Raw genomic sequence first — 22615 nt, 5'->3', positions numbered from 1 at the left:
AGGTAAACTTGCGAAACGCGTGTCCTTCGGGGCAGCCGCATTGAGAGAGAATCATGGGTAAAAACGTTGTTGTGCTGGGCACCCAATGGGGTGATGAAGGCAAGGGTAAGATTGTTGACCTGCTGACTGACAAGGTCGCAGCGGTTGTTCGCTTCCAGGGCGGGCACAACGCCGGACACACCCTGGTAATAGACGGCAAGAAAACAGCGCTTCACCTGATTCCTTCCGGTATTCTGCGGCAGCATGTTTACTGTCTTATCGGCAACGGTGTTGTCCTCTCTCCGGAAGCTCTGCTCAAAGAAGTACGAGAGCTTGAAGCCAACGATGTGGCGGTTCGCGATCGCCTGCGTATCAGCCTGGCGTGCCCGATCATACTGCGCACCCATGTCCGCATTGATCAGGCCCGGGAAAGGGCTCGTGGCGTCGACAAGATCGGTACCACGGGTCGCGGTATCGGCCCCGCTTATGAAGACAAGGTTTCCCGCCGCGGCCTGCGCCTGGGTGACCTGTGCAATCCCGCCGACTTCGAAACGAAGCTGCGCGAGATCATGTCTTACCACAACTTCATCCTGACCGAGTACTTCAAGGAAGAAGCCGAAGATATTGATGCCGCACTGGAAGAACTGAAGCAGATGGGTGAGGAAATTCTGCCCATGGCGGCGGACGTGACCGACATGCTGCATGATTTCCGTAAGCGTGGAGAGAATATCCTGTTCGAGGGTGCCCAGGGCTCGCTGCTGGATATCGATCTTGGCACCTATCCGTATGTGACTTCTTCCAACACCACCGCTGGCGGCACGGCCACCGGTTCCGGCTTCGGCCCGCTGTTCCTCGACTATGTGCTGGGAATCACCAAGGCGTATACCACCCGTGTAGGCTCCGGACCGTTCCCGACCGAACTGTTCGACGATATGGGCAACCACCTGGCGGTGAAGGGCAACGAAGTCGGCACTACAACCGGGCGCGCCCGCCGTTGTGGCTGGTTCGATGCGGTGGCTCTGCGCCACGCCATCCAGATCAACAGTGTGTCCGGTATCTGTCTGACCAAGCTGGACGTGCTGGACGGACTGGAAACCGTGAAGGTTTGCGTAGGCTACAAGACGCCTAACGGCGAGATTTTCCGGCCGCCCATCGGCTGCGACAGCTACAAGGACATCGAGCCGGTTTATGAGGAACTGCCCGGCTGGAGCGAAAGCACCGTTGGCCTGACCAGCGTTGATCAGTTGCCGGAGAACGCCAAGGCCTACATCCGTTTCCTGGAAGAGCAGATCGAAGCGCCGATCGATGTGATATCTACTGGTCCGGATCGTATCGAGACGATTACATTGCGTCACCCGTTCGGCGAGTAATCGCCAACGTTAAAAAAACCGCCCTGCTTAAAAGGCACGGCGGTTTTTTCGTGTTCAGGGCTTCTCGGCAATCACGGTGGCCCGAAGTGGGCCCGGGTATCCTTCCACGGTTTTTGAGGGGTCGTTCGGATCCAGAAAATCCTGGAGGGAGTTGAAACGCATCCAGTCGGTGCTTCGCTGTTCGTCTGTGGTCGTAGGGGTGACATCGACCACCCGGGCATTCCGGAAGCCGGTGCGGTCCAACCAGCGCAGCAGTGTGTCGCAGGACGGGAGGAACCAGACGTTCCGCATCTGCCCATAGCGATCCTCGGGCATCAGGCTGAAGCCCTCAGGGCCTTCAACGACAAGTGTTTCCAGCACCAGTTCCCCGCCCCTGCGAAGCGTCCCCTTCAGTTCAAGCAGATGATCGAGCGGTGAGCGCCGATGATAGAGAACCCCCATGGAAAAGGTGGTGTCGAAGGTTTCAAGGTCGGCGGGGAGGTCTTCCATCCGAACGGGCAGCAGGTCTATCGGGACATCACCGAGGTAGTCCTTGACGCTGAAGAACTGGAACAGGAACAGCAACCCCGGGTCGATGCCGATCACCCGACCCGCGCCTTCGCCCAGCATGCGCCAGCAGTGATACCCGGAGCCACAACCCACATCCAGTATGCGACGACCGGAAAGGTCTGAAAGGTAAGGCGACACGCGGTCCCATTTCCAGTCAGAGCGCCATTCGGTATCGATGTACGTACCGAAGAAGTCGAAGGGGCCTTTGCGCCAGGGCATCAGGCCGCGTAATCCGAGTTCCAGTTGCTCCCGTTGTGCCACGGTCAGGGGCTGCCTGGAGGTCAGGGTTACCGCGGATTGGTCCAGTTGCGCGTCTACCTGAGTCAGACCGGGTAGCTGGTCAAGGGCAGCTTGCCAGCGATCGAGATCGCCGTGGGGGCGGTCCTCAAAGCGGTGGGTCAGTTGCTGTTGGAGTTGCGTCGCCCAGTGCTCCAGGCCGTCTTTCTCAAGTTCATCGATGATAGGCCCGAACCGGGCTTTCCAGTCAAAGTCTGCCATGGTCATTCGGTGGTTTGGTTGGCCTTTATGGCGAGCATGGAAACAAAGTTGAAGCACTGATACCACACCACCACGTCATCGAAACCTGCCGACAACAGGCGCGCCTTGTGCGCAGCCAGTGTTTCGGGAATCAGCACCTGTTCGATCGCCGTGCGTTTCTGGCTTATTTCAAGATCCGAATAGCCGTTGGCGCGCTTGAATTCGTGATGCAGTCGGGTCTGAATGGCTTGCTCGTCGTCAGATTCAAAGCGAACTTTCTCCGACAGGATCAGGACACCGCCAGGACGCGTGGCATCAGCAATGCGCGCAAGCAGGCCGGCCCGCTTCTCCGGATCGACAAACTGCAAGGTGAAATTCAGAGTGGTCACCGAGGCATTACTCAGCTCGGTGTCCAGAATATCCTCGCACCTGAGGGTAACGGGGAGCGCACTGTCGTCCAGTGCAATGTAATGCTCGCAGCGTTCGATCATGGCGCTCGAGTTATCCACTCCGATCAGGTTGCAGTCCGCATTGGCGATACCATGGCGCATTGCCAGCGTGGAAGCGCCGAGTGAGCAGCCCAGGTCATAGCAGTTGGTGGCGGGCTGGGCATATTGCTCCGAGATAACCTCGATCATCGGAATGACGGTGGTGTAGCCCGGCACCGAGCGCCGGATCATGTCCGGAAACACCCTTGCCACCGATGCGTCGAATCGGAAGTCCTCCGGCCGGCGCTCTGTGGCAAACAGCCGGTCCGTGGTCTGCTCGGGTGCCTCCGACGGCTTGCGGGATTTATTCATTGGTGTCCGGAGTCTCGGGAGCGGGCAGAACGGCAGGCCCGGTCGGGGAGGGCCTTGAGCAGCGTACGCCGCGATTTTTATAGTCCACCAGGATTCCCCGGAACGAGGGATCCACATCGGCGGCAATTGCCAGGTAACCATTTTCGCAAACGGCGTGCAGTTCCGAGGCTTTGGGCGACATGCGAAACGGATCCTCCTCGGTTACATGGATGGCCTGGAAATCGCCAACAGGCATATGATCCTTGTTCTCGCTGTGGTTGATCCTGCCGCTCATCTCCAATACAAGAACGGTGCCAATAGCCGCAACCACAGCGGTTACGATCAGGCTACGGACGGTGTAACGGGCCTCATTCTGGCTCATGCATACCTCAAATCAAACGAATTAAAAGTGTTGGTCAGTATTGTCCCGGCACCGTGATGGCCGGTGACTGCAAGGCTGATAACTGCTCCCGGAGCGACAGAATCTGGTCTGACCAGAACCGTGGCTGGGCAAACCAGGGAAAGAAGCGCGGAAATGCAGGGTCGTCCCAGCGCTTTGCCAGCCACGCGCAATGGGCAATCTGCCGGTAGCAGCGCAGCGGCTCAATCAGGTGGCGCTCGCGGCGATTGAAATCACGGAACATTTCATAGCCCTCCAGCAACTCTCCCAGCTGGGCGCCGCGCTCGAAGTCGTCTCCGTTCAGCAGCAACCACATATCCTGGATCGCGGGTCCGGTGCGGCAATCGTCGAGATCCACGAACAGCATCTGTTCGTCCCGGCAGAGAATATTGCCGGCATGGCAGTCGCCATGAAGTCGCAGGGTTTCCACCGGACCGGCTTCGTCAACCCGAGCGGCACAGAGTCTTTGCAGGTCAGGAATCAGGCTGTCCCAGGCTGGCCTCAGATCCGTCGGAATCCAGTCTCCCCGTAACAAAAGCCGATTGCTGGCTTCGATGCCATCCAGCAAATCCATGCCCGAGCGATGGGCAAACGGTTTTTTGGCGCCAATATTGTGGATCTGACCCAGCCATTGCCCCAGCCGGTAAAGGGTATCGGTAACACTGGTGTCTGGTGCTTGCCCGCCACGCTGCGGAAATACCGCAAACAGGAACTCACCATGGCGCCCGAGCGTGTCCCCGGTCGCCAGCTTCATAGGTGCTACAACCGGAATGTCGGCTTCCAGGAGCTCCAGGGTGAATGTATGTTCCTCGCGGATTTCCGCTTCGCTCCATCGGCCCGGCCGATAGAACTTGGTAATTACCGGGGCGCCTTCATCCAGGCCTACCTGATAGACCCGGTTTTCATAGCTGTTCAACGCGAACAGCCGGCCACTTACCGCAAACCCTGCCTCTTCCATCGCATCCAGAATGATATCCGGCGTCAGGGAATCGTAGGGGTGGGTGGATGCCGCAAATGAGGGGTCATGGGTCATAAAGGGCGTTTCAGAGCCTTGTGTCGTATTTGGATTTCATGGTTTGCAGATGGTACCAGTTTTCGTCCAGCTCCCAGCGGATACGGCTGATGCCAGAAGCCCCAAGAATAACGTCTCCGGCACGGGCCTGAACCTGTGCAAGCTCGCGTTCTGCCCGCTGCCAGTCGCGATGACTGTCCCCAAGATTGCGCATACTCGGAAATACCGCACTCAGCGCCTTGTGGGTGGACGTGGTGTGGGACCGCAGTGAGCTCATAATGGCCGTGTCGCCCTCCACCCTCAGTACCCGGTGCTTGTAGGGGTAGCTGGCAACCACCTCATCCGCTTTCAGCCGCTCGTTCAGGCTGATTACTTCAAAGCCCCGCCAGCCTAGCCACCCGACAAAGAGGGCCGCCACCACCATTACCAGAACAAACTGCTTCCTGTCAGACATCATAAGCCGGGCTCCATGCACTACTTTCCGGAGCCAAGTATAACCGGTATGGGCTCTTGAGTAATGTATTGAGCCCGCCGGCGCCCGTTTTCGCCGGGCTGGCGGTATAGGATATGCTCAACCTCTTGTCAGTGGAGCAGGGCCAACCATAAGTGTCGACAGAAGTGCTGGAAATCCAAACCGTTGTTATCGGCGCCGGTGTCATTGGGCTGGCTATTGCCCGCGCTCTGGCTAGAGCCGGGCATGAGGTCATCGTTCTGGAAAGCTCAGACCGGTTTGGTGAGGGCATCTCCTCACGAAACAGCGAAGTCATTCATGCCGGCATTTATTATCCGCAAGGATCACTGAAGGCGGAGTTGTGTGTTGAGGGTCGACGGCAGCTTTACGACTATTGCCTGACGCACAAGGTTGGACACCGTAAATGCGGTAAGTGGATTGTTGCCGTCGACGAGGCACAGAATGACAAGCTCTTTGATATTCAGGCTGCGGCAGCCAGCAACGGTGTTGAACTTGAGCTGTATGATGGCGAAAGAGTCGCCCGAGGCGCTCCGGGTATTTGCGCCAGCTCGGGGCTCTGGTCCCCCGAAACCGGTATTGTCGACAGCCACGGGCTGATGCTCTCCTTGCTTGGCGAGCTCCATGATGCCGGCGGCCAGCTCGCTCTACGCTCACCGGTAGCGGCTGCTGAATCGGATAGCCAGCGGCACCGTCTAAACGTGGCAGGCGAAACCCCGCTAATTCTGGAAGCGAAAAATGTCATTAACGCCGCCGGGCTCGGCGCCGTCCCGCTGGCAAAAAACTGGGCAGGTCTGCCCGACGACTGCATTCCCCGGCAATGGTTCGCGAGGGGCGTCTACTTCAGCTACAGCGGACGAACACCTTTCAGAACCCTGATCTATCCGGTTCCTGAACCCGGGGGCCTGGGTATCCACCTGACTCTCGATCTCGCTGGCCAGGCCCGTTTCGGTCCGGATGTAGAGTGGATCGAAAAGGAAGACTACACCGTGGAACCCAGCCGCCAGGAAGGCTTCGCCAGAGGCATCCGCCAATGGTGGCCAGGACTCGACCCGACCCGACTTCAGCCCGCCTATGCCGGCATCCGACCGAAGCTGATAGGCCCCGATGGTGGCTTCGCGGATTTCCGGATTGATGGTCCAGAGACGCACGGTATGCCGGGACTGGTTAATCTGTTCGGTATCGAATCGCCGGGTTTAACATCCTGCCTGGCAATTGCTGAGCGTGTAAAAGCTTTGCTGTCTTAACCTGGCGTCCGGGCTAGTGCCCAAACCTGAATGTTCCGGGCCCCGGCCTCCCGAAGTGCTGATGATAAAACCCTGACGGTCGCGCCGGTGGTCACCACATCATCGACAATCGCTATTCGCTCTGGCACTGGCGGGATGACCTCAAATACCCCGCGAAGATTCGCCAGTCGGGCCTCCCGGTTCAACTCCCGTTGAGACCGGACACGGCGAACCCTTCTGACAAGTCCGTTGTCGACCGGGAGATCCAGGGCGCTGGCAATCGTCTCGGCAATGTCCTGGGCCTGATTGAACCCGCGTTGCCGGCGTCGCCGCGCATCCATTGGCGCGGGTACCAGTACTTCTGGCATTGCGATAGCACCATCGAGCCGAGCCTTCTGCACCAAGTCAGCAAAATCCGCCATCAATGGTCTTCCGAACTTGCGCTGGCCCCGATACTTGTATCGGCCAATCATGCCGTCGAGTGGGTACTGGTAGCGCCAGGGAATAAAAGAGCTATCGAAAGCCGGCGGGTGTTTCATACAGTCACCGCAGAGCAGCTCCGAGGAGGGAAAAGCCAGGGGCAGGGCGCAGCAGCGACAGTGCCAGCGGTTCACTGGTAGGTCGCCCCGGCAAGGCTGGCATAAGCCGTTGAATGCCTGTGAGGAAAGGCAGGCGACACACAGTCCGCCGTGCCTGATGCTGTTAACCTTTTCGTCCACGAAGGTTGACAGCCAGTTCAGTCCCTTTATCATCTGATTCATCCGTAAACCCAGAGACCGGGAAAGGTTAACAGGACTTTTACATGACCGCTACAGAACTCCGCCACGACTGGACACTGCAGGAAGCTCGCGAGCTTTTCGAACTCCCTTTTAACGATCTACTGTTCCGTGCCCAGAGTGTGCATCGCCAGTATTTTGATCCTAACGAGGTTCAGGTAAGCACCTTGCTGTCGATCAAGACCGGCGCCTGCCCGGAGGATTGCAAATACTGTCCCCAGAGCGGTCATTACAACACCGGTCTTGAGAAAGAGAAGCTGCTGGAAATCGAAAAAGTTGTGGCTGAGGCCAGGGCCGCGAAAGAAAAGGGGGCTTCCCGGTTTTGCATGGGCGCCGCCTGGCGCAGTCCTTCGCAGAAGGACATGCCTTATGTTCTGGACATGGTCAAACAGGTGAAGTCCCTGGGGCTTGAGACCTGCATGACCCTTGGCATGCTCAAAGAAGAGCAGGCGGTGGAACTGGCCGATGCCGGGCTGGATTACTACAACCACAACCTGGATACCTCTGAGAAATACTACAGCCACATCATCACCACGCGAACCTACCAGGACCGCCTGGATACGCTGGACAATGTTCGCAAGGCCGGCATGAAGGTGTGCTGCGGCGGCATTATGGGCATGGGCGAAGATGAGGATGACCGGGTTGGTCTGCTGATGCAGTTGGCAAACCTTCCTCACCATCCGGAGAGTGTGCCGGTGAACATGTTGGTGAAGGTGAAAGGTACGCCCATGGAGGATGTCGAGGATCTGGATCCATTCGAGTTCATCCGCATCATTGCGGTGGCGCGGATCATGATGCCGGCTTCCCACGTTCGCCTGTCAGCTGGGCGTGAAAACATGAATGAGCAGATGCAGGCTCTGTGTTTCATGGCTGGTGCCAACTCGATCTTCTACGGCGAAAAGCTCCTGACCACCGCCAATCCGGAGGCCGATGCCGATATGCTGTTGTTCAAACGCCTCGGTATTCGCCCAGAGCAGCGGGAGCAGTGTGCGTCGGAGGAGCAGGAAGAGGAGGCGATTGCCGAGGCCGTGGAGTATGAGGCGACCCGTCACATGTTCTACGACGCTACGCGGGAGTCTGCCTGAGTATTTGATCTTGGGAGGCAGCGAGCTCACCCGCTCGTTGCCCGGATCGTTGAGTTAACCTCCAGGTGCTATCGTGCGGGATTTTGCCCTTGAACTCGAAGAGCGGAAACAGGCCGGTCTGTATCGGACGCGTCGGCATGTAGCCGGTCCTCAGAGGCCCTCTCTCATTGCTGACGGCAAACCTTTGTTGTCGTTCTGCAGTAATGATTACCTTGGTCTTGCCAATAACCCTGCCAATATCGAGGCCCTCCGTGATGCGCTTTCCAAAACAGGCCTTGGGGGCGCGGCTTCCCATCTGATTTGTGGTCACCATGATGCCCATCACCAGTTGGAGCTTCGTCTGGCGGAGTTTACCGGACGCAGTTCGGCGCTGTTTTTCTCCACTGGCTACATGGCGAATATGGGCGTTATTTCGGCACTGGCCGGGCGGGGCGATACGATTTTTTCGGATCGCCTGAATCATGCATCCATCATCGACGGCTGTATCCTGAGCCGGGCCAGGGTTCGCCGTTATGCCCATGGCGATGTCGCGGCGCTGGAGGCGATGCTGGCGGAGACGTCCGGGCACAAGTTGGTGGTGACCGACGGGGTCTTCAGCATGGACGGCGATATTGCGCCCCTGGCGGAGCTGGCCCGGGTCTGCCGGTTCCACGATGCGTTACTGGTGGTTGATGATGCTCACGGAATTGGCGTACTCGGACCTGAAGGGCGGGGCAGCGTCGCTGAAGCGGGGTTGTCCGAAGAGGATGTCCCCGTGTTGATCGGCACCCTGGGCAAGGGGGTCGGAACCAGTGGCGCATTTGTTGCCGGGCCGTCGATGCTGATGGATTATCTGGTGCAGAAGGCCAGGACCTATATTTATACGACGGCGATGCCGCCGGCGCTTGCCATGGCGACCATTTCGAGCCTGGATCTTATTGAACGGGATCAGGGGCGTCGTGATCATGTATTGGGACTGGTGTCCCGGTTCCGTCGTGAGGCCTCTGCCATGGGCTATGAATTGATGCCCTCGCATACGCCGATCCAGCCGATCATGATTGGCGATAATCACGACGCCCTGGCACTGAGTCAGGCGCTGGAGGAGCGAGGTTTGCTGGTCTCGGCGATTCGCCCGCCCACGGTTCCGGTGGGTGAGGCCCGTTTGCGGGTTACATTCAGTGCCGCACATTCTCAGGAGAATCTTGATTGTCTGTTGAGCGCGCTTTCCGAGTGCCGTCATCTGGTTCAAAAGGCGGATGTGGCGATATGAGCTCCGGTAAGGTCTGTCCTCGTCTGGTGGTGGTTGCCGGTTGGGGCGTTCGTGCAGAGATGCTGTCGGAACTTTATGGTAACTGGCCCGGGGAAGTAGTGCCGGTGTCGCTGGATGATGAGTTGCTGGCCCGTTGCGATTCGCTTTCAGAAGTAACCGATGAGCTGTTGTCCCTGTATCCGGAGCCGTCGGTCTGGATGGGTTGGTCCCTGGGCAGTCAGGTTGTGATGGAAGCTGCCGCACGGGAGACTGGCTCGGTATCCTGCGCCATAACGTTGGGCGGTTTTCCCAAGTTTGTTGCCGATGAAAGCTGGCCCCATGGGATGCCGGCAGGGGATTTCCGGGCTTTCGCCCTCGGTATCCGGCGCGATCCCCAGCGGTATTGGTTGCATTTTCTGTTGTTGATGATTAACGGCGCTGCCCATGAGAAAGGAGAGCGGCAAAGACTCAAACCCTGGCTGGAAAAAGGCACCCTGGTTTCTCACGAACACCTCTGCAAGAGTCTGGCCTGGTTGGAAACCGGGGATCAGCGAGCTTTATGGCATTCGATCGCCACGCCCGCCCTTCATATCATGGGTGAAAAGGATATTGTGGTCCGGTCCTGGGCTAATGATCTTCCCGTTCCGTCTTCAAGCAGCCATGCGATGGTTTCGGGCATGGCGCACTGGCCGGGTGGATGTTCGGCCTCTGATTGCTGGGGTGCAATGCAGGCGTTTTTTGCCTCGCAAAGGGGGCCGTCATGGGCGTTATAAGCTTCGCGCCGGAGACAGCGGGTGCTTCCCGTACCCTGAAGTCGGATATTGCCCGGGGCTTTGGCAACGCCAGCGGCTCATATGACAGCGCCTCCCGGCTGCAGCGATTCATGGGTAACACCATGCTGCAAAAACTCCAGTCCAGAGAGGAAGGCCCGTTTCGTTCAAGCGTGCTGGACCTTGGTTGTGGCACCGGTTGGTTTACCCGCAAGTTCGCTGACCTGGGGCGCGTTGAGGCACTGGCCGGGGTGGATCTGTCAGCGGGTATGCTGGAGCAGGCTCGTGAGAGTGGGCCTGACGGAATCAGCTGGATTGTGGCCGATGCCGAGCACCTGCCCTTACCCGATGACAGCGTCGACCTGATTTTCAGTAACCTCATGATTCAGTGGTGTGATGATCCCCGTTCGGTGCTTAGGGAATGCCTGCGTGTTCTGCGTTCCGGTGGGTCTCTCATGATCTCGACGCTTCTTGATGGCACGCTGCGTGAACTGAAAAACGCCTGGCAGGCAGCAGATCCGGATCATCAGCACGTGAATCAGTTTGAGACCGAGCTCGGATTGCAGGCCAAAGTGCGCGCCGAATTGTCCGATGCCAGCATTGAAACCCGCACCATCAGGCTGCCCTACGATTCGCCCATGGCCCTGGCAGGTGAGCTCCGCCATCTTGGGGCGGGCTTTCGGGGCGGTGGTCGGCGAAAAGCAGTTACGGCACCCGGCAGAGTGCGGGCAATGTGTAAGCAGTATCCCAGGGAGCCGGACGGCTCTATCATGGCAAGCTATGAAGCTGCCTGGGTTTACTGGCAGAAACGATAGGACTCCGCGACAGGACGCAATAATGGCCAACCATTCTTTCTTTGTAACCGGTACCGATACGGGAGTGGGGAAAACCCTGGTCTCTGCTGCCATCCTTCATGCGGCCCGGGCCATGGGGAAGCATACCCTGGCGATGAAACCCATCGCATCGGGTTGCGATCGGACGTCCGAAGGCCTTCGCAACGAAGATGCGCTGATGTTGCAGAACGCTATTACGGAGCCGCTGGCTTACGAGCTGATCAACCCGGTGGCCCTGGAGCCGGCCATTGCCCCCCACGTGGCGGCGGAGCAGGCCGGGCGCCATATCACCTCGGATCGCCTTGTCGGATTCTGTCGCGGGCTGCAGATTCGTCCGGCGGACCTGTTGTTGGTGGAGGGTGCTGGCGGCTGGCGGGTCCCGCTCAACGATCGGGAAACCTACTCGGAGTTTCCCCGGCAGTTGGCCATGCCGGTTATTCTGGTGGTATCACTTCGCCTGGGTTGCATCAACCATGCGCTGCTGACAGCGGAAGCCATAAGGAGTGACGGACTGAGAGTCGCAGGATGGGTTGCCAACCGCACAGAGTCCGAGCCCATGAGTTGCGAGCAGGACACCCTGAATTACCTGGTGAACCACATGGGGGCGCCCTGTCTGGGTATTCTTCCGTGGTTGGAGCAATCCCGGCCGGAAATGCTGGCTGGTTATCTTAATATTGATGGGCTGTTTGAAAATTGACCAGATATGTGGCTTAATTAAGTCAATTAATGGTCATCGGGCGGCGCAGTTATGATCAGTAACACTCTCGCAGTTGGGATTCAGGGCATTCAGGATGGCATGGTCGGCATGGACAATGCCGCCCGCAAGATTGCCCGTGCCGGCACCGATGGCCCCCAGGGAACCGCCGAAGGTGCGGGCAGTCTTGTTGAGCCCATTGTTGATCTCAAGATTTACGAGCGAAGTGTCGAAGCGTCCGCACAAGTGGTGAAAACCGCTGACGAAACACTCGGAACGCTGCTTGATATCATGGCCTGATTACTGAAAGGGCGCCTGGCTCGTGCTTTCATCTCTCCCCCCTGTTCCCCCACCTATCCCAGCGGCCTCGTTTCAGGGCCAGGTTTCTCCGCGAGTCCAGGCCGCGGGCCCAGTATCGGCAAAGCCGGAGGCGCCGACCGCCGGAGCCAGATCTACTGAGGCTGCAGGCAAAGCCGAATCTGCGCGGGAAAATCCCGACTCCGGGCCCCGGAGCGGGGAATCCGACAATCCTCAGGGACTCACAGAGCAAGAGCTGAAACAACTGACCGAGCTGAAAGCGCGGGATCGTGAAGTTCGTGCCCACGAAGCCGCGCACCAGGCGGTTGGCGGCCAGTACGCCGGCGCCATGTCGTTCACCTACCAGCGGGGGCCGGACGGTGCCCAGTATGCGGTGGGAGGTGAAGTCTCCATTGATCTGTCCCCGGTGCAGGGTGATCCCCAGGCCACTATCGAGAAAATGCGAATTGTCCGGGCGGCGGCCATGGCGCCGGCGGAGCCGTCCGGCCAGGATCGAGCGGTGGCTGCCCAGGCGATGCAGATCATGCTCCAGGCCCAGTCGGAGCTGGCCGCCGAAACGGGCGCTTCGTCAAGAACCGCGAGCGATGCTTATCGTGAGGTCTCCGCCATGGGAGAGTCTGATCAGAGTGGTGACGAAAACCGCGTTTCTTCTTTCCAACCGGTGTCTGCCTGACCGTTTAATTTCCAACATCCAGGTCCTTTCATAGATATCCGGCACTTAAGGTGCGATCCGGCTCCATGCGCTGCTGTGGCGCGTGATCCGGTGACAGTTCGCAACACAAATTTTGCATCCGGCTATTGACAATTCTGTGCCTGTAAACGTATGTTTCAAACAAGTGTTTAATTAAGGCTGCAGCGCATCGCGTTGCGGTGTCTGAGCAAACCCAAGGCCAGAAGCTGTCAAACCTGATTCAGCTGAGCCCGAGAACCGAGGTGGATTCCATGCCTGAGTACAAAGCGCCCCTGCGTGACATCAAATTCGTAATGACCGAGCTGCTGAACAGCGAGCAGCACTACGCCAACCTGGAAGGTGCCGAAGACGCTACTCCGGATATGGTGGATGCCATTATCGGGGAAGGTGCCAAGTTCTGTGAGCAGGTTCTGTCTCCGCTGAACCAGGTGGGTGACAAGGAAGGCTGTATCTGGAGCGAAGACGGTGTGAAGACACCGACTGGCTTCAAAGAAGCTTACCAGCAGTATGTGGAAGGCGGCTGGCCGTCCATGACCGCCGATCCCAACTACGGTGGCCAGGGACTGCCGCACTCTCTCGGTCTGGTCATGAGTGAAATGGTGGGCACCGCCAACTGGTCCTTTGGCATGTACCCGGGCCTGAGCCACGGTGCAACCAACACCATTGAAGAGCATGGTACCGAAGAGCAGAAACAGACTTACCTCACCAAGCTGATCAGCGGCGAGTGGACCGGCACCATGTGTCTGACCGAGCCGCACTGCGGTTCTGATCTCGGCACCCTTCGCACCAAGGCGGAGCCGAATGCCGATGGCACTTACGCTATCACCGGCACCAAGATCTTTATTTCTGCCGGTGAGCACGACATGGCCGAGAACATCGTCCATATCGTCCTGGCACGTCTGCCGGGTGCACCGGAAGGCACCAAGGGTATCTCCCTGTTCATCGTGCCAAAGTGCCTGCCGAACGAAGATGGCTCGGCCGGTGAGCGCAACGCCGTTTCCTGCGGTTCCATTGAGCACAAGATGGGTATCCACGGCAACGCCACTTGCGTGATGAACTTCGACGGCGCCAAGGGCTGGCTGATCGGGCCGGAGAACAAAGGCCTGAACTGCATGTTCACCTTCATGAACGTGGCCCGTATCGGTACCGCCATCCAGGGGCTGGGTGCCGCCGAGCTGGGCTTCCAGGGTTCACTTGCCTACGCCAAGGAGCGTCTGGCAATGCGTTCACTGAGCGGTCCGAAGAATCCGGAAGGTATTGCCGATCCGATCATTGTTCACCCGGACGTTCGTCGGATGCTGCTGACACAGAAGGCGGTTGCAGAAGGCGCCCGTGCCCTGATTTACCTGACGGCACAGCAGGCAGACGTTGTTCACAGCGGCAAGACCGAAGAAGAGCGCAAGGCGGCCGATGAGGCGCTGGGCTTCCTGACACCGATTGCCAAGGCGTTCCTCACCGAAATCGGTTACGAGGCAGCGAACCTTGGTATGCAGGTCTTTGGTGGTCACGGCTTTATCTCCGAGTGGGGCATGGAGCAGAACGTTCGTGACGCCCGTATCGGCATGATCTATGAAGGCACCACCGGTATTCAGGCGCTGGATCTGTTGGGCCGCAAGGTTCTGATGACCCAGGGCGAATCCCTGAAAGGCTTCACCAAGCAGGTGCATCTGTTCTGCAAGGAAAACGCGGAAGACGAGCAGCTGAAGGAATTCATCGAGCCGCTGGCGGCGATGAACAAGGAATGGGGCGAGCTGACCACCAAAATTGGTATGTCTGCCATGAAGAATCGTGAGGAAGTGGGCGCGGCCTCTGTGGACTACCTGATGTACTCCGGTTACGCAGTGTTTGCCTACCTGTGGGCCCGTATGGCCAAGGTTGCCCTGGACAAGATGGTTGAGGGTACCACTGAAGAGATGTTCTACAACGCCAAGATCCAGACTGCGCGCTTCTACTTCAAGCGTATGCTGCCCAGGGCCAAGGGCCACGCAGAAAGCATGCTGGCTGGCGCTGACAGCCTGATGGACATGCCGGAGGAAGCATTCGCCATCTAAGGCGCGGGCACCGAAGGACGGTTCCAGAGGACAGAAAGCCCGCGCTCCCCGGAGGCGGGCTTTTTTCATGAGTTGCGGTCCGCTTTTAGGGTAGAATAGGCGCCCATAAAAATAATCTTCAGCGGACACATAGCCCGAGCAGGTGTGACTGGCCCAGACTGAGGCCCTTTTGCCACCTGAACAGACTGACAGAATTTTTGGAGAGTTTTAGATGGCTGATTATCAGGCACCCCTACGTGACATGCGCTTTGTTCTGAATGAGGTTTTCGATGCCCCCGCACTGTGGGCCTCACTGCCCAAGGTTGCCGAGCATGTGGACCCGGAAACGGCGGACGCCATTCTTGAAGAAGCCGGCAAGATCAGCAGTGGTGTACTTGCGCCCCTGAATCGCGAAGGTGATGAGCAGGGCTGCAAATGGAACGATGGTGAGGTAACGTCTCCGGAGGGCTTCAAGGAAGCGTACCAGACCATCGTTGAAGGCGGCTGGAACGGTCTTGGCGGCAACCCGGACTTTGGCGGCATGGGCATGCCCAAGACCCTCGTCGCGCAGTTCGAGGAAATGATGCAGGGCGCCAACATGGCATTCGGGCTGGCCCCCATGCTTACGGCCGGCGCCTGCCTCGCGCTGGACGCCCACGGAAGTGATGAGCTGAAAGAAAAGTACCTGCCTAACATGTATTCCGGTGTCTGGTCCGGCGCCATGGATCTGACCGAGCCCCACGCCGGCACAGACCTCGGGATCATCCGCACCAAGGCGGAACCGAACGATGACGGCTCCTTCAACGTTACAGGTACCAAGATCTTTATCACCTGGGGCGAGCACGACATGGCGGAGAACATCATCCACCTGGTGCTGGCCAAACTGCCGGATGCGCCGAAAGGTCCAAAGGGCATTTCCATGTTCCTGGTACCCAAGTTCCTGGTGAATGACGATGGTTCCCTGGGTGAGCGCAACAGCTTCAGTTGTGGTTCCCTCGAGAAGAAAATGGGCATCAAGGGTTCTGCGACCTGCGTAATGAACTTCGATGGCGCCAAAGGCTGGCTGGTCGGCGAAGAAAACAAGGGTCTGGCGGCGATGTTCACCATGATGAACTACGAGCGCCTGGGCGTTGGTATCCAGGGCATTGGCGCTGCCGAAGCCTCTCTGCAAAGCGCTCGGGAATACGCCCTTGATCGTATCCAGAGCCGTGCACCGACCGGTGCCCAACAGCCTGAGAAGGCGGCAGACCCAATCCTCGTGCACCCGGATGTCCGGCGCATGCTGCTCACGATGAAAGGCTATGTGGAGGGCGGTCGTACTTTCTCAACCTACGTGGCCCAGTGGCTGGATATCGCCAAGTTTGCCGAGGATGATGAGCGTCGCAAACACGCTGAAGGTATGGTGGCGTTGCTGACACCGGTGGCCAAGGCATTTCTCACGGATCGCGGCCTCGATACCTGCATCATGGGTCAGCAGGTCTTTGGTGGTCATGGTTTCATCCGCGAGTGGGGGCAGGAGCAACTGGTTCGTGACTGCCGCATAACCCAGATCTACGAAGGAACCAATGGTATCCAGGCACTGGATCTGATGGGCCGGAAAGTGGTCGGCACCCAGGGCAAGCTTTACGAGCTGTTTGCCCAGGACGTCGCAAACTTCCTGGAGGAGAACAGTGGTAACGATCATCTGCGCCCGTTCCTTGAGCCGCTTGCTGCTGCGGTTGAGCGTCTTGATGACGTTACCGAGCACGTGATCAAACAGGCTGGCGATAACCCGAATGCCATTGGGGCAGCGTCTGTGGACTATCTGGATCTGTTTGGCCTGACCGCTCTGGGTTATATGTGGGCGAAGATCGTCAAAGCGGCTGCGCCCCAGGCGGATTCAGATACCTCCGGATTCTACAGCGGTAAACTGAAGACCGCGCGCTTCTACTTTGACCGCCTGCTGCCCAAGACCGTTTCACTGGCTGAAGGTATTCGCAGCGGCAGCGACTCCATGATGGCGCTGACGGCTGAAGAGTTCTGATTAGCCAGCAAGACTCAGGCACAAAAAAACAGGCCCTCGGGCCTGTTTTTTTATGGTTAATTGGTCAGCAGGGCAAGCTTCCCGGACTCTCAGAGTCGCTCCATTCTCTCCGGGTTGGTAATAAAGGGATTGGCACTACCCTGGATTTCGACAATGCGCCCGTGACGGGTCAGCTCGCTATCATCCGGCGGGTCCAGCCTGTTCCAGCCCTTGAACACCGCCGAGGAGCCAAGCCAGGGCAAATCATAGGTGTCCACCATGTAGGCCACCGTGCGCGCCACATCTCCCTTTACCCGCCCCGGGGGCTCAAAGAACTGGGCGCTCTGGCGAATGCCGCATTCGTCTTCGCTTACTGACGAGCCCAGGTCCTCGTAACGAGCGTTTCGCCGGCCCATCTCGGTCCGGCTGCGCACCGGTACCATGTTGTGCATGTCAGACGCGATCTGACGGTAGCGGTTATCCTGTTCACATTGACGCGAGGTGCCACAGTCGAGTGCGCTGCGGACATCGGCCAATGGATAGACATAACCGTCCGTCAGAACGAATCCTTTGCTTGTAAAGGCGGTGTTGCAGAAGAAGGAATTGCCGCCACTGGCGTAAAGGTCACCCCAGAAGTGATCGGTAACAACGGTTTTTGGATCACTGAACCGGGTATTCTGGCCAATCACGAGGGTAGTGGTGAGCAATAGGCCAAGTGCTGTGGGTATCAGTAAGAATCGTTTCATACGCCTTTTATACCTCGCAGTGTGTTCAAGCACCCTGTCAATTCGGGCCTCACTGGTCAGGATCTGATCAAGCGGGTCAAAACTATGACGCTTTGTTCACGGATACTGTGAAGTATGGCACAGAGGCTCCAAACCACGGAGCCTCCAGGCTAGAAATTTGTGGCGTAATGTTAACGGGTTAACAGTATTACTTCAGTTTGTTGCGGATGTTCTGGTAACCGGTTTTCAGGTCTTCGCCAAGTTTTGATGCGGTCTGACGAGCTTCCTGGGACGCGTTCTCGGCATCGTGCAGAACTTCATCGATCTTGCTTCTGAAACGATCCCAATCCTGTTCGAGATCCTCCCATTCGTCCTTAACGTCTTCACGGGCCAGATGCATCTGGACGCGCGCCTCATCCCGGTATTGTTTCACTTTTTCCGACAGCTTCTTGAGTTCTTCTTGAAGACTCATATCAAGCACCTCCTTGGATTGTTGGTGTGCTTACAATGCGCCCGATCGTAAAAAACTGTCAAGGGGCCGGCAGGGCCAACAGGGCACAACGAAGGCTGAGTTTGATTCAGATCAGGAACGGCCGGCGAGCAGGGCAGACATATCCCGCAAATAGTGCCAGGGGGAGAGGGAATCGAAGCCTTTCGCCGCGCGGTCGATCTGGCTGCACAGGGTGATGGCCTCATTCAGTTGGTTCCGGTTCAGCCGGCGAGCGGCCTGTTCCATTGCGCGGGCACGTTGCGGCTGGAATACGCCCCGTTTTTTCAGGAATGCGGCGGGATTTTCCGACTGGCCGGCCGCAGATTTCAACTCAAGCAGCAGGTTCAGATCCCGGCTGAGAACGGATAGCAAACCGAGCGGGTTTTCTCCCTCTTGCTGAAGCACAGTGATCATCTTGCCGGCGTGGGGCGCGCGGCCACTGATCAGCTCGGTCACGAGTTCAAAGCCATTGAATCGGGAACTGTCCTGGACCGCCTGTTCAACGGTTTCCTCATCAATGGTATTGCCGTTTGCGAGCAGTGACAGTCTGTCGAGCTCCTGGCTCGCGGCGAGCAGATTGCCCTCGAGGCGTTCGCTCATGATGGCCAGGGCACCCCGGGTCAGGCTGAGGCCGCGGTTGCTGGCCCTCTGCTGCAGCCAACCCTGGAACTTGTCGGCGTCGACGGGCCACACCGGTACGTGCACGCCCTTTCCCTGAAGCTCCTTGTACCATTTGCGGCGGGTTTCCGCCGCGTCCAGACGGGCACTGATGAGCACGAGGATGATATCGTCGGGAGGGTCGGCCAGGACTCGTTCCAGTACCGCGCGGCCGTCGCCCAGCTTGCCGGTTGGCAAGTGAATCTCGATGCGCCGTTTTTCCGCGAACAGGGACATGGCACTAAATTCCTCGCCAACGGCGTTCCAGTCCAGTTGGTGGTCAGCGTGAAAGGTCAGGCGGTCATGAAAACCGGCGTCTTTTGCGGCCTTACGAACCTGGTCACAACATTCCTGAACCAGCAGGGGTTCGTCCCCGGATATAAGATAGACGGGCGAGAGGCCCTTTTTTAGCAGCTGGGATAACTGGCCTGGATTGGTCTTCATGGCTGGCCTGTGGCTGGGGCGTCGGCTTCCTGTTCACGCTGGTAATCCGCCCGGATGGCGTTGATGCGTTGCGGGGTCAATGGTGCCAGCCGGAATATCACCTGCTGCGCAAGACGATCGTCCATTTGCTGGCGGAGGGTCTCTTCTTCCCGCTGTCTTGCCAGCACGTTGGTTTCGTCGTAGCGGTAACTCTCGCTGGTGGTCAGGCGTGTCGTGCCCACCATGGGAATCCGATCCGCGCTGATTACTTCTAGATCAACAGAGTGACGCAGCGTGTATTCCGCGGCTGCGGCCTGGGCGGTGATGGCACTTGCGCGACGGTCACGCTCGAAGTTCTTCAGACGCAGAATGTAGTCGGCCTCCGCCACTGGCGCCACACGGACCTTGCCCAGGTTCAGCTGTTCACGCAAGGAACGGCACAGCGTGTCGGGCACCTGTGAGGAGCAATCCACGGCAAGAGGCTCGAGGGCCGAAGAAACCGGTGGGGCACCCCGCAACTGGAACCCGCAACCACCAAGCAGCGCCGCTATTACAGCGGTCAGCATCAGGCGTGCTGACGATTTCAGAGCGGAGTGCCGGGACATATCAGTTAGCCACCACGTTCACCAGTTTGCCGGGGACCACGATAACCTTGCGCACCGTCGCTCCCTCAGTAAAGCGCATGACATTCTCGTTTTCCAGGGCCAGCTTTTCGAGGTCCGCCTTACTGATGTCTGCAGGCACGTCTTCTTTGGCCCGCACCTTGCCATTCACCTGCAGTACCACCTGGATCTGGCTGCGAACCATGGCGGCTTCATCGGCTTTTGGCCAGGGTGCATCAACCACGGGCTCCTGGTGGCCGAGCGCCTGCCAGAGGGTGTGGCAGATGTGCGGGACGATCGGCGACAGCACAAGCACTGCGGTGTCCAGCGCTTCCTGGCGTACCGCCCGGGTCTGGGGTTCGTCACCTTGCAGTTTGCCGACCTCGTTAAGCAGCTCCATCACCGAGGCAATGGCCGTGTTGAAGGTCAGCCGACGGCTGATGTCGTCACTGACTTTGGCAATGGTTTCGTGAGTCTTGCGTCGCAGGTTTTTCTGGTCATCGTTCAGGCTTGCCGCGTCCAGAGCGGGTGCCGGACCAGCGGCGGCGTGTTCGTTCACCAGACGCCAGACCCGCTTGAGGAACCTGTGTGCGCCTTCAACACCGCTGTCCGACCACTCCAGGGACTGTTCTGGCGGGGCCGCAAACATCATGAACAGGCGAACCGTATCGGCGCCGTGCTCATCAATAATAGCCTGGGGATCGATACCGTTGTTCTTGGACTTGGACATCTTGGTGACACCGCCGGAAACCACCGGCTCACCATCTTCCCTGTGTACTGCTCGAACGGGCTGACCCTTTTCGTCACGCTCGACGGTCACGTCGGCGGGCGAAATCCATACCTTGCCGCCTTTGCCATCGTCGCGGTAATAGGTCTCCGCCAGAACCATGCCCTGGCAAAGCAGCCGGTTGAATGGCTCTGAACTGGTTACCAGCCCGACATCCCGCAAGAGCTTGTGGAAGAAGCGGGCGTAGAGCAGGTGCAGGATCGCGTGTTCAATGCCACCGATGTACTGATCCACTGGCAACCAATAGTTGGCCGCGGACGGGTCCAGCATGCCCTGGTCGTAATTGGGGCTGCAGAACCGTGCGTAGTACCAGGAGGACTCCATGAACGTATCAAAGGTGTCGGTTTCCAGCGTCGCCGGCTGGCCGTTGAACTCCGTCTTGCACCACTCAGGGTCGGCCTTGATGGGAGACTGGACACCGTCCATTTCCACATCTTCCGGCAGACGTACCGGCAGCTTGTCATCGGGCACCGGCATCTCTGTGCCATCTTCCAGGGTCATCATCGGGATCGGTGCACCCCAGTAACGCTGGCGGGATACGCCCCAGTCGCGCAGGCGGTAGTTGACGGTGCGCTTGCCGATATTCTGTTCTTCCAGGTAGCTGGCAATCTCGTCGAAGGCTTCCTCGCTGGTCAGGCCGCTGTATTTGCCAGAAGACACCAGCGTGCCTTTTTCGGTAAACGCTTCTTCCTGCACATCAATCTCGCGGCCATCGCGGGCAGCAATAACCTGCTTGATGGGCAGCTTGTATTTGCGGGCAAACTCATGGTCCCGCTCGTCGTGGCCCGGAACGGCCATCAGGGCACCGGTGCCGTAGTCAGTCAGCACGAAGTTGGCGACCCAAATTGGGATATCTTCCTGGGTCAGCGGGTGAATTGCCTTGAAACCGGTGTCGATGCCGCGCTTTTCCATGGTGGCCAGCTCGGCCTCCGCGGTCTTGCTGTTTCGGCACTCCTCGACAAACTCAGCCACGTCCCGATGGCGCTCCGCCGCCTCTTTCGCCAGCGGATGCTCTGCGGCCACGGCCATGTAGCTCACCCCCATCAGGGTGTCGGGGCGCGTGGTGTAAACGGTCAGGCCACTGTCCCGGTCTTTCAGCGGGAAGGTCAGCTCGGTACCTTCAGACTTGCCGATCCAGTTGCGCTGCATGGTCTTGACCTGCTCAGGCCAGTCTTCCAGCTGGTCCAGATCGTTCAGCAGCTCTTCGGCGTAATCGGTAATGCGGATAAACCACTGGGGAATCTTCTTCTGTTCCACCAGGGCCCCGGAACGCCAGCCCCGGCCATCCACAACCTGCTCGTTGGCCAGAACCGTCTGATCTACCGGGTCCCAGTTCACCGTGGACATCTTCTTGTACACCAGCCCCTTTTCGTAAAGGCGTGCGAAGAACCACTGCTCCCAACGGTAATAATCCGGCTTGCAGGTAGCCAGCTCCCGGTTCCAGTCGTAACCAAAGCCCAACTGCTTGAGCTGGTTCTTCATATATTCGATGTTGGCGTAGGTCCACTTGGCCGGCGCGGTCTTGTTGGCAATGGCGGCGTTCTCGGCGGGCAGACCAAATGCGTCCCAGCCCATGGGCTGCATCACGTTCTTGCCCTGCATGCGCTGATAGCGGGAAATCACATCGCCGATGGTGTAGTTACGGACATGCCCCATGTGCAGCTTGCCACTGGGGTAGGGGAACATGGACAGGCAGTAGTACTTGGGCTTGCCCGGCTCTTCCTTGACCATAAAGGTCTTGTTCTCTTCCCAGAAATCACGGGCATTCTGTTCTACGTCACGGGGATTGTATTGCTCGTCCATTCCTGCCATTACCGAAATTACCTTGTGTGGAAAAATAAAAGCCTGTATCAAAAATCACGTCTGGAGCGAGCCGGACATTCTAACGCACACTAGCCTTTACAGGTAGTCTGCCAATTTTCTGTTCTTGTGCCAGACTTGCTGATATGGGGGTAGCGCTGGCGGCGATGACTCCCCGGGACACGCCGTGAATACGTCCGTGTAGGCTTGATCGCAGCATCCATGCTGCTCACAGTCCCGGGGAGTCATCGCCGCCAGCGCCCCAGGCATAAGCAGTGGAGTCGGCAGGTGTTTTCCCAAGGTTTGGGAGACGGGCTTCGACCTCTCTTTCCGGGACTGTCTGCAGCATGGATGCTGCAGTCAAGCGTACAGGGATGTATTCACAGCGTGTCCCGGAAAGAGAGGGCGCAGTCCGGCTCTTGCACCCAGATTTGCGGTATCAA

Annotated in this window: 22 protein-coding genes; 11 read left to right on the top strand and 11 right to left on the bottom strand. The window is 58.4% G+C overall.

Translation table 11 applies throughout. The features are described 5' to 3' along the window. Positions 1-53 precede the first annotated feature (53 nt). On the top strand, positions 54-1349 hold the full coding sequence (locus tag ACGK9W_RS10355) for an adenylosuccinate synthase (protein WP_405420867.1): 1296 nt from the start codon (positions 54-56) through the stop codon (positions 1347-1349). Between the two features lie 54 nt (positions 1350-1403). On the opposite strand, the gene cmoB is transcribed toward ACGK9W_RS10355, so the two are convergent. The 5 genes from cmoB to ACGK9W_RS10330 are packed head-to-tail and all read right to left on the bottom strand — an operon-like array spanning position 1404 to position 5020. Then, positions 1404-2396, bottom strand: coding sequence for a tRNA 5-methoxyuridine(34)/uridine 5-oxyacetic acid(34) synthase CmoB (gene cmoB / locus ACGK9W_RS10350; protein ID WP_405420864.1), 993 nt, complete (start codon positions 2394-2396; stop codon positions 1404-1406). A gap of 2 nt (positions 2397-2398) precedes the next feature. Then, positions 2399-3175, bottom strand: a complete 777-nt coding sequence (cmoA, locus tag ACGK9W_RS10345; protein WP_008170072.1) for a carboxy-S-adenosyl-L-methionine synthase CmoA — start codon at positions 3173-3175, stop codon at positions 2399-2401. Next, on the bottom strand, positions 3168-3536 hold the full coding sequence (locus tag ACGK9W_RS10340; protein WP_008170074.1) for a hypothetical protein: 369 nt from the start codon (positions 3534-3536) through the stop codon (positions 3168-3170). Before ACGK9W_RS10340 ends, cmoA begins: the two co-directional genes overlap by 8 nt. A 34-nt stretch (positions 3537-3570) precedes the next feature. Then, a complete protein-coding gene (locus tag ACGK9W_RS10335) occupies positions 3571-4587 on the bottom strand; it encodes a serine/threonine protein kinase (RefSeq protein ID WP_405420859.1) in 1017 nt (338 codons plus the stop codon). A gap of 10 nt (positions 4588-4597) precedes the next feature. Further along, the gene (locus ACGK9W_RS10330; protein WP_039881815.1) at positions 4598-5020 is read right to left on the bottom strand and encodes a hypothetical protein; all 423 of its coding nucleotides are present in this window, start codon (positions 5018-5020) and stop codon (positions 4598-4600) included. A 164-nt stretch (positions 5021-5184) separates the two neighbouring features. On the opposite strand from ACGK9W_RS10330, the gene ACGK9W_RS10325 reads away from it, so the two are divergent. Continuing rightward, positions 5185-6282: an NAD(P)/FAD-dependent oxidoreductase gene (locus ACGK9W_RS10325; protein ID WP_008170080.1), complete on the top strand. Its 1098-nt coding sequence runs from the start codon at positions 5185-5187 to the stop codon at positions 6280-6282. Here the strand turns inward: ACGK9W_RS10325 and ACGK9W_RS10320 are convergent. Next, positions 6279-6800 (bottom strand): ComF family protein, encoded by a 522-nt coding sequence (locus ACGK9W_RS10320; protein WP_227497727.1) that lies wholly within the window; start codon positions 6798-6800, stop codon positions 6279-6281. The genes ACGK9W_RS10325 and ACGK9W_RS10320 overlap by 4 nt on opposite strands. A gap of 263 nt (positions 6801-7063) precedes the next feature. Here ACGK9W_RS10320 and bioB point away from each other — a divergent pair, with 263 nt between their 5' ends. The 9 genes from bioB (at position 7064) to ACGK9W_RS10275 (ending at position 16709) form a co-directional block, all read left to right on the top strand. Then, positions 7064-8122, top strand: coding sequence for a biotin synthase BioB (gene bioB / locus ACGK9W_RS10315; RefSeq protein WP_405420856.1), 1059 nt, complete (start codon positions 7064-7066; stop codon positions 8120-8122). Between the two features lie 73 nt (positions 8123-8195). Further along, positions 8196-9371, top strand: a complete 1176-nt coding sequence (gene bioF / locus ACGK9W_RS10310; RefSeq protein ID WP_405420854.1) for an 8-amino-7-oxononanoate synthase — start codon at positions 8196-8198, stop codon at positions 9369-9371. Next, entirely contained in the window at positions 9368-10123 is a 756-nt protein-coding gene (locus ACGK9W_RS10305) for a carboxylesterase (RefSeq protein WP_405420851.1), read from the top strand. Before bioF ends, ACGK9W_RS10305 begins: the two co-directional genes overlap by 4 nt. After that, positions 10111-10935 (top strand): malonyl-ACP O-methyltransferase BioC, encoded by an 825-nt coding sequence (bioC, locus tag ACGK9W_RS10300; protein WP_008170089.1) that lies wholly within the window; start codon positions 10111-10113, stop codon positions 10933-10935. The genes ACGK9W_RS10305 and bioC overlap by 13 nt, the downstream gene beginning before the upstream one ends. 22 nt (positions 10936-10957) lie before the next feature. Further along, positions 10958-11650: a dethiobiotin synthase gene (gene bioD, locus ACGK9W_RS10295; protein WP_008170092.1), complete on the top strand. Its 693-nt coding sequence runs from the start codon at positions 10958-10960 to the stop codon at positions 11648-11650. Between the two features lie 51 nt (positions 11651-11701). After that, on the top strand, positions 11702-11947 hold the full coding sequence (locus tag ACGK9W_RS10290) for a flagellar basal body rod C-terminal domain-containing protein (protein WP_008170094.1): 246 nt from the start codon (positions 11702-11704) through the stop codon (positions 11945-11947). Positions 11948-11969: 22 nt separating this feature from the next. Next, on the top strand, positions 11970-12638 hold the full coding sequence (locus ACGK9W_RS10285; RefSeq protein ID WP_273044763.1) for a putative metalloprotease CJM1_0395 family protein: 669 nt from the start codon (positions 11970-11972) through the stop codon (positions 12636-12638). Between the two features lie 269 nt (positions 12639-12907). After that, positions 12908-14707, top strand: a complete 1800-nt coding sequence (locus tag ACGK9W_RS10280; RefSeq protein ID WP_273070409.1) for an acyl-CoA dehydrogenase C-terminal domain-containing protein — start codon at positions 12908-12910, stop codon at positions 14705-14707. A gap of 211 nt (positions 14708-14918) precedes the next feature. Beyond that, entirely contained in the window at positions 14919-16709 is a 1791-nt protein-coding gene (locus ACGK9W_RS10275) for an acyl-CoA dehydrogenase C-terminal domain-containing protein (RefSeq protein WP_008170099.1), read from the top strand. A gap of 89 nt (positions 16710-16798) precedes the next feature. Here the strand turns inward: ACGK9W_RS10275 and ACGK9W_RS10270 are convergent, their stop codons facing one another. From ACGK9W_RS10270 to leuS, 5 genes are all read right to left on the bottom strand, one after another. Next, entirely contained in the window at positions 16799-17434 is a 636-nt protein-coding gene (locus ACGK9W_RS10270) for an endonuclease (protein ID WP_008170100.1), read from the bottom strand. 187 nt (positions 17435-17621) lie between these two features. Beyond that, a complete protein-coding gene (locus tag ACGK9W_RS10265; protein WP_008170101.1) occupies positions 17622-17885 on the bottom strand; it encodes a hypothetical protein in 264 nt (87 codons plus the stop codon). A gap of 111 nt (positions 17886-17996) precedes the next feature. Beyond that, entirely contained in the window at positions 17997-19004 is a 1008-nt protein-coding gene (holA, locus tag ACGK9W_RS10260) for a DNA polymerase III subunit delta (protein ID WP_008170102.1), read from the bottom strand. Further along, positions 19001-19549 (bottom strand): LPS assembly lipoprotein LptE, encoded by a 549-nt coding sequence (lptE, locus tag ACGK9W_RS10255; RefSeq protein ID WP_405420843.1) that lies wholly within the window; start codon positions 19547-19549, stop codon positions 19001-19003. The genes holA and lptE overlap by 4 nt, the downstream gene beginning before the upstream one ends. Positions 19550-19589: 40 nt before the next feature. Continuing rightward, positions 19590-22175, bottom strand: a complete 2586-nt coding sequence (gene leuS, locus ACGK9W_RS10250) for a leucine--tRNA ligase (protein ID WP_405421040.1) — start codon at positions 22173-22175, stop codon at positions 19590-19592. Positions 22176-22615 lie beyond the last annotated feature (440 nt).

The organism is Marinobacter flavimaris, from assembly GCF_045057155.1.
Classification (GTDB): domain Bacteria; phylum Pseudomonadota; class Gammaproteobacteria; order Pseudomonadales; family Oleiphilaceae; genus Marinobacter; species Marinobacter manganoxydans.
The sequence above is the reverse complement of the archived record's forward strand: the minus strand, read 5'-3'. Positions and strand labels throughout refer to the sequence as shown.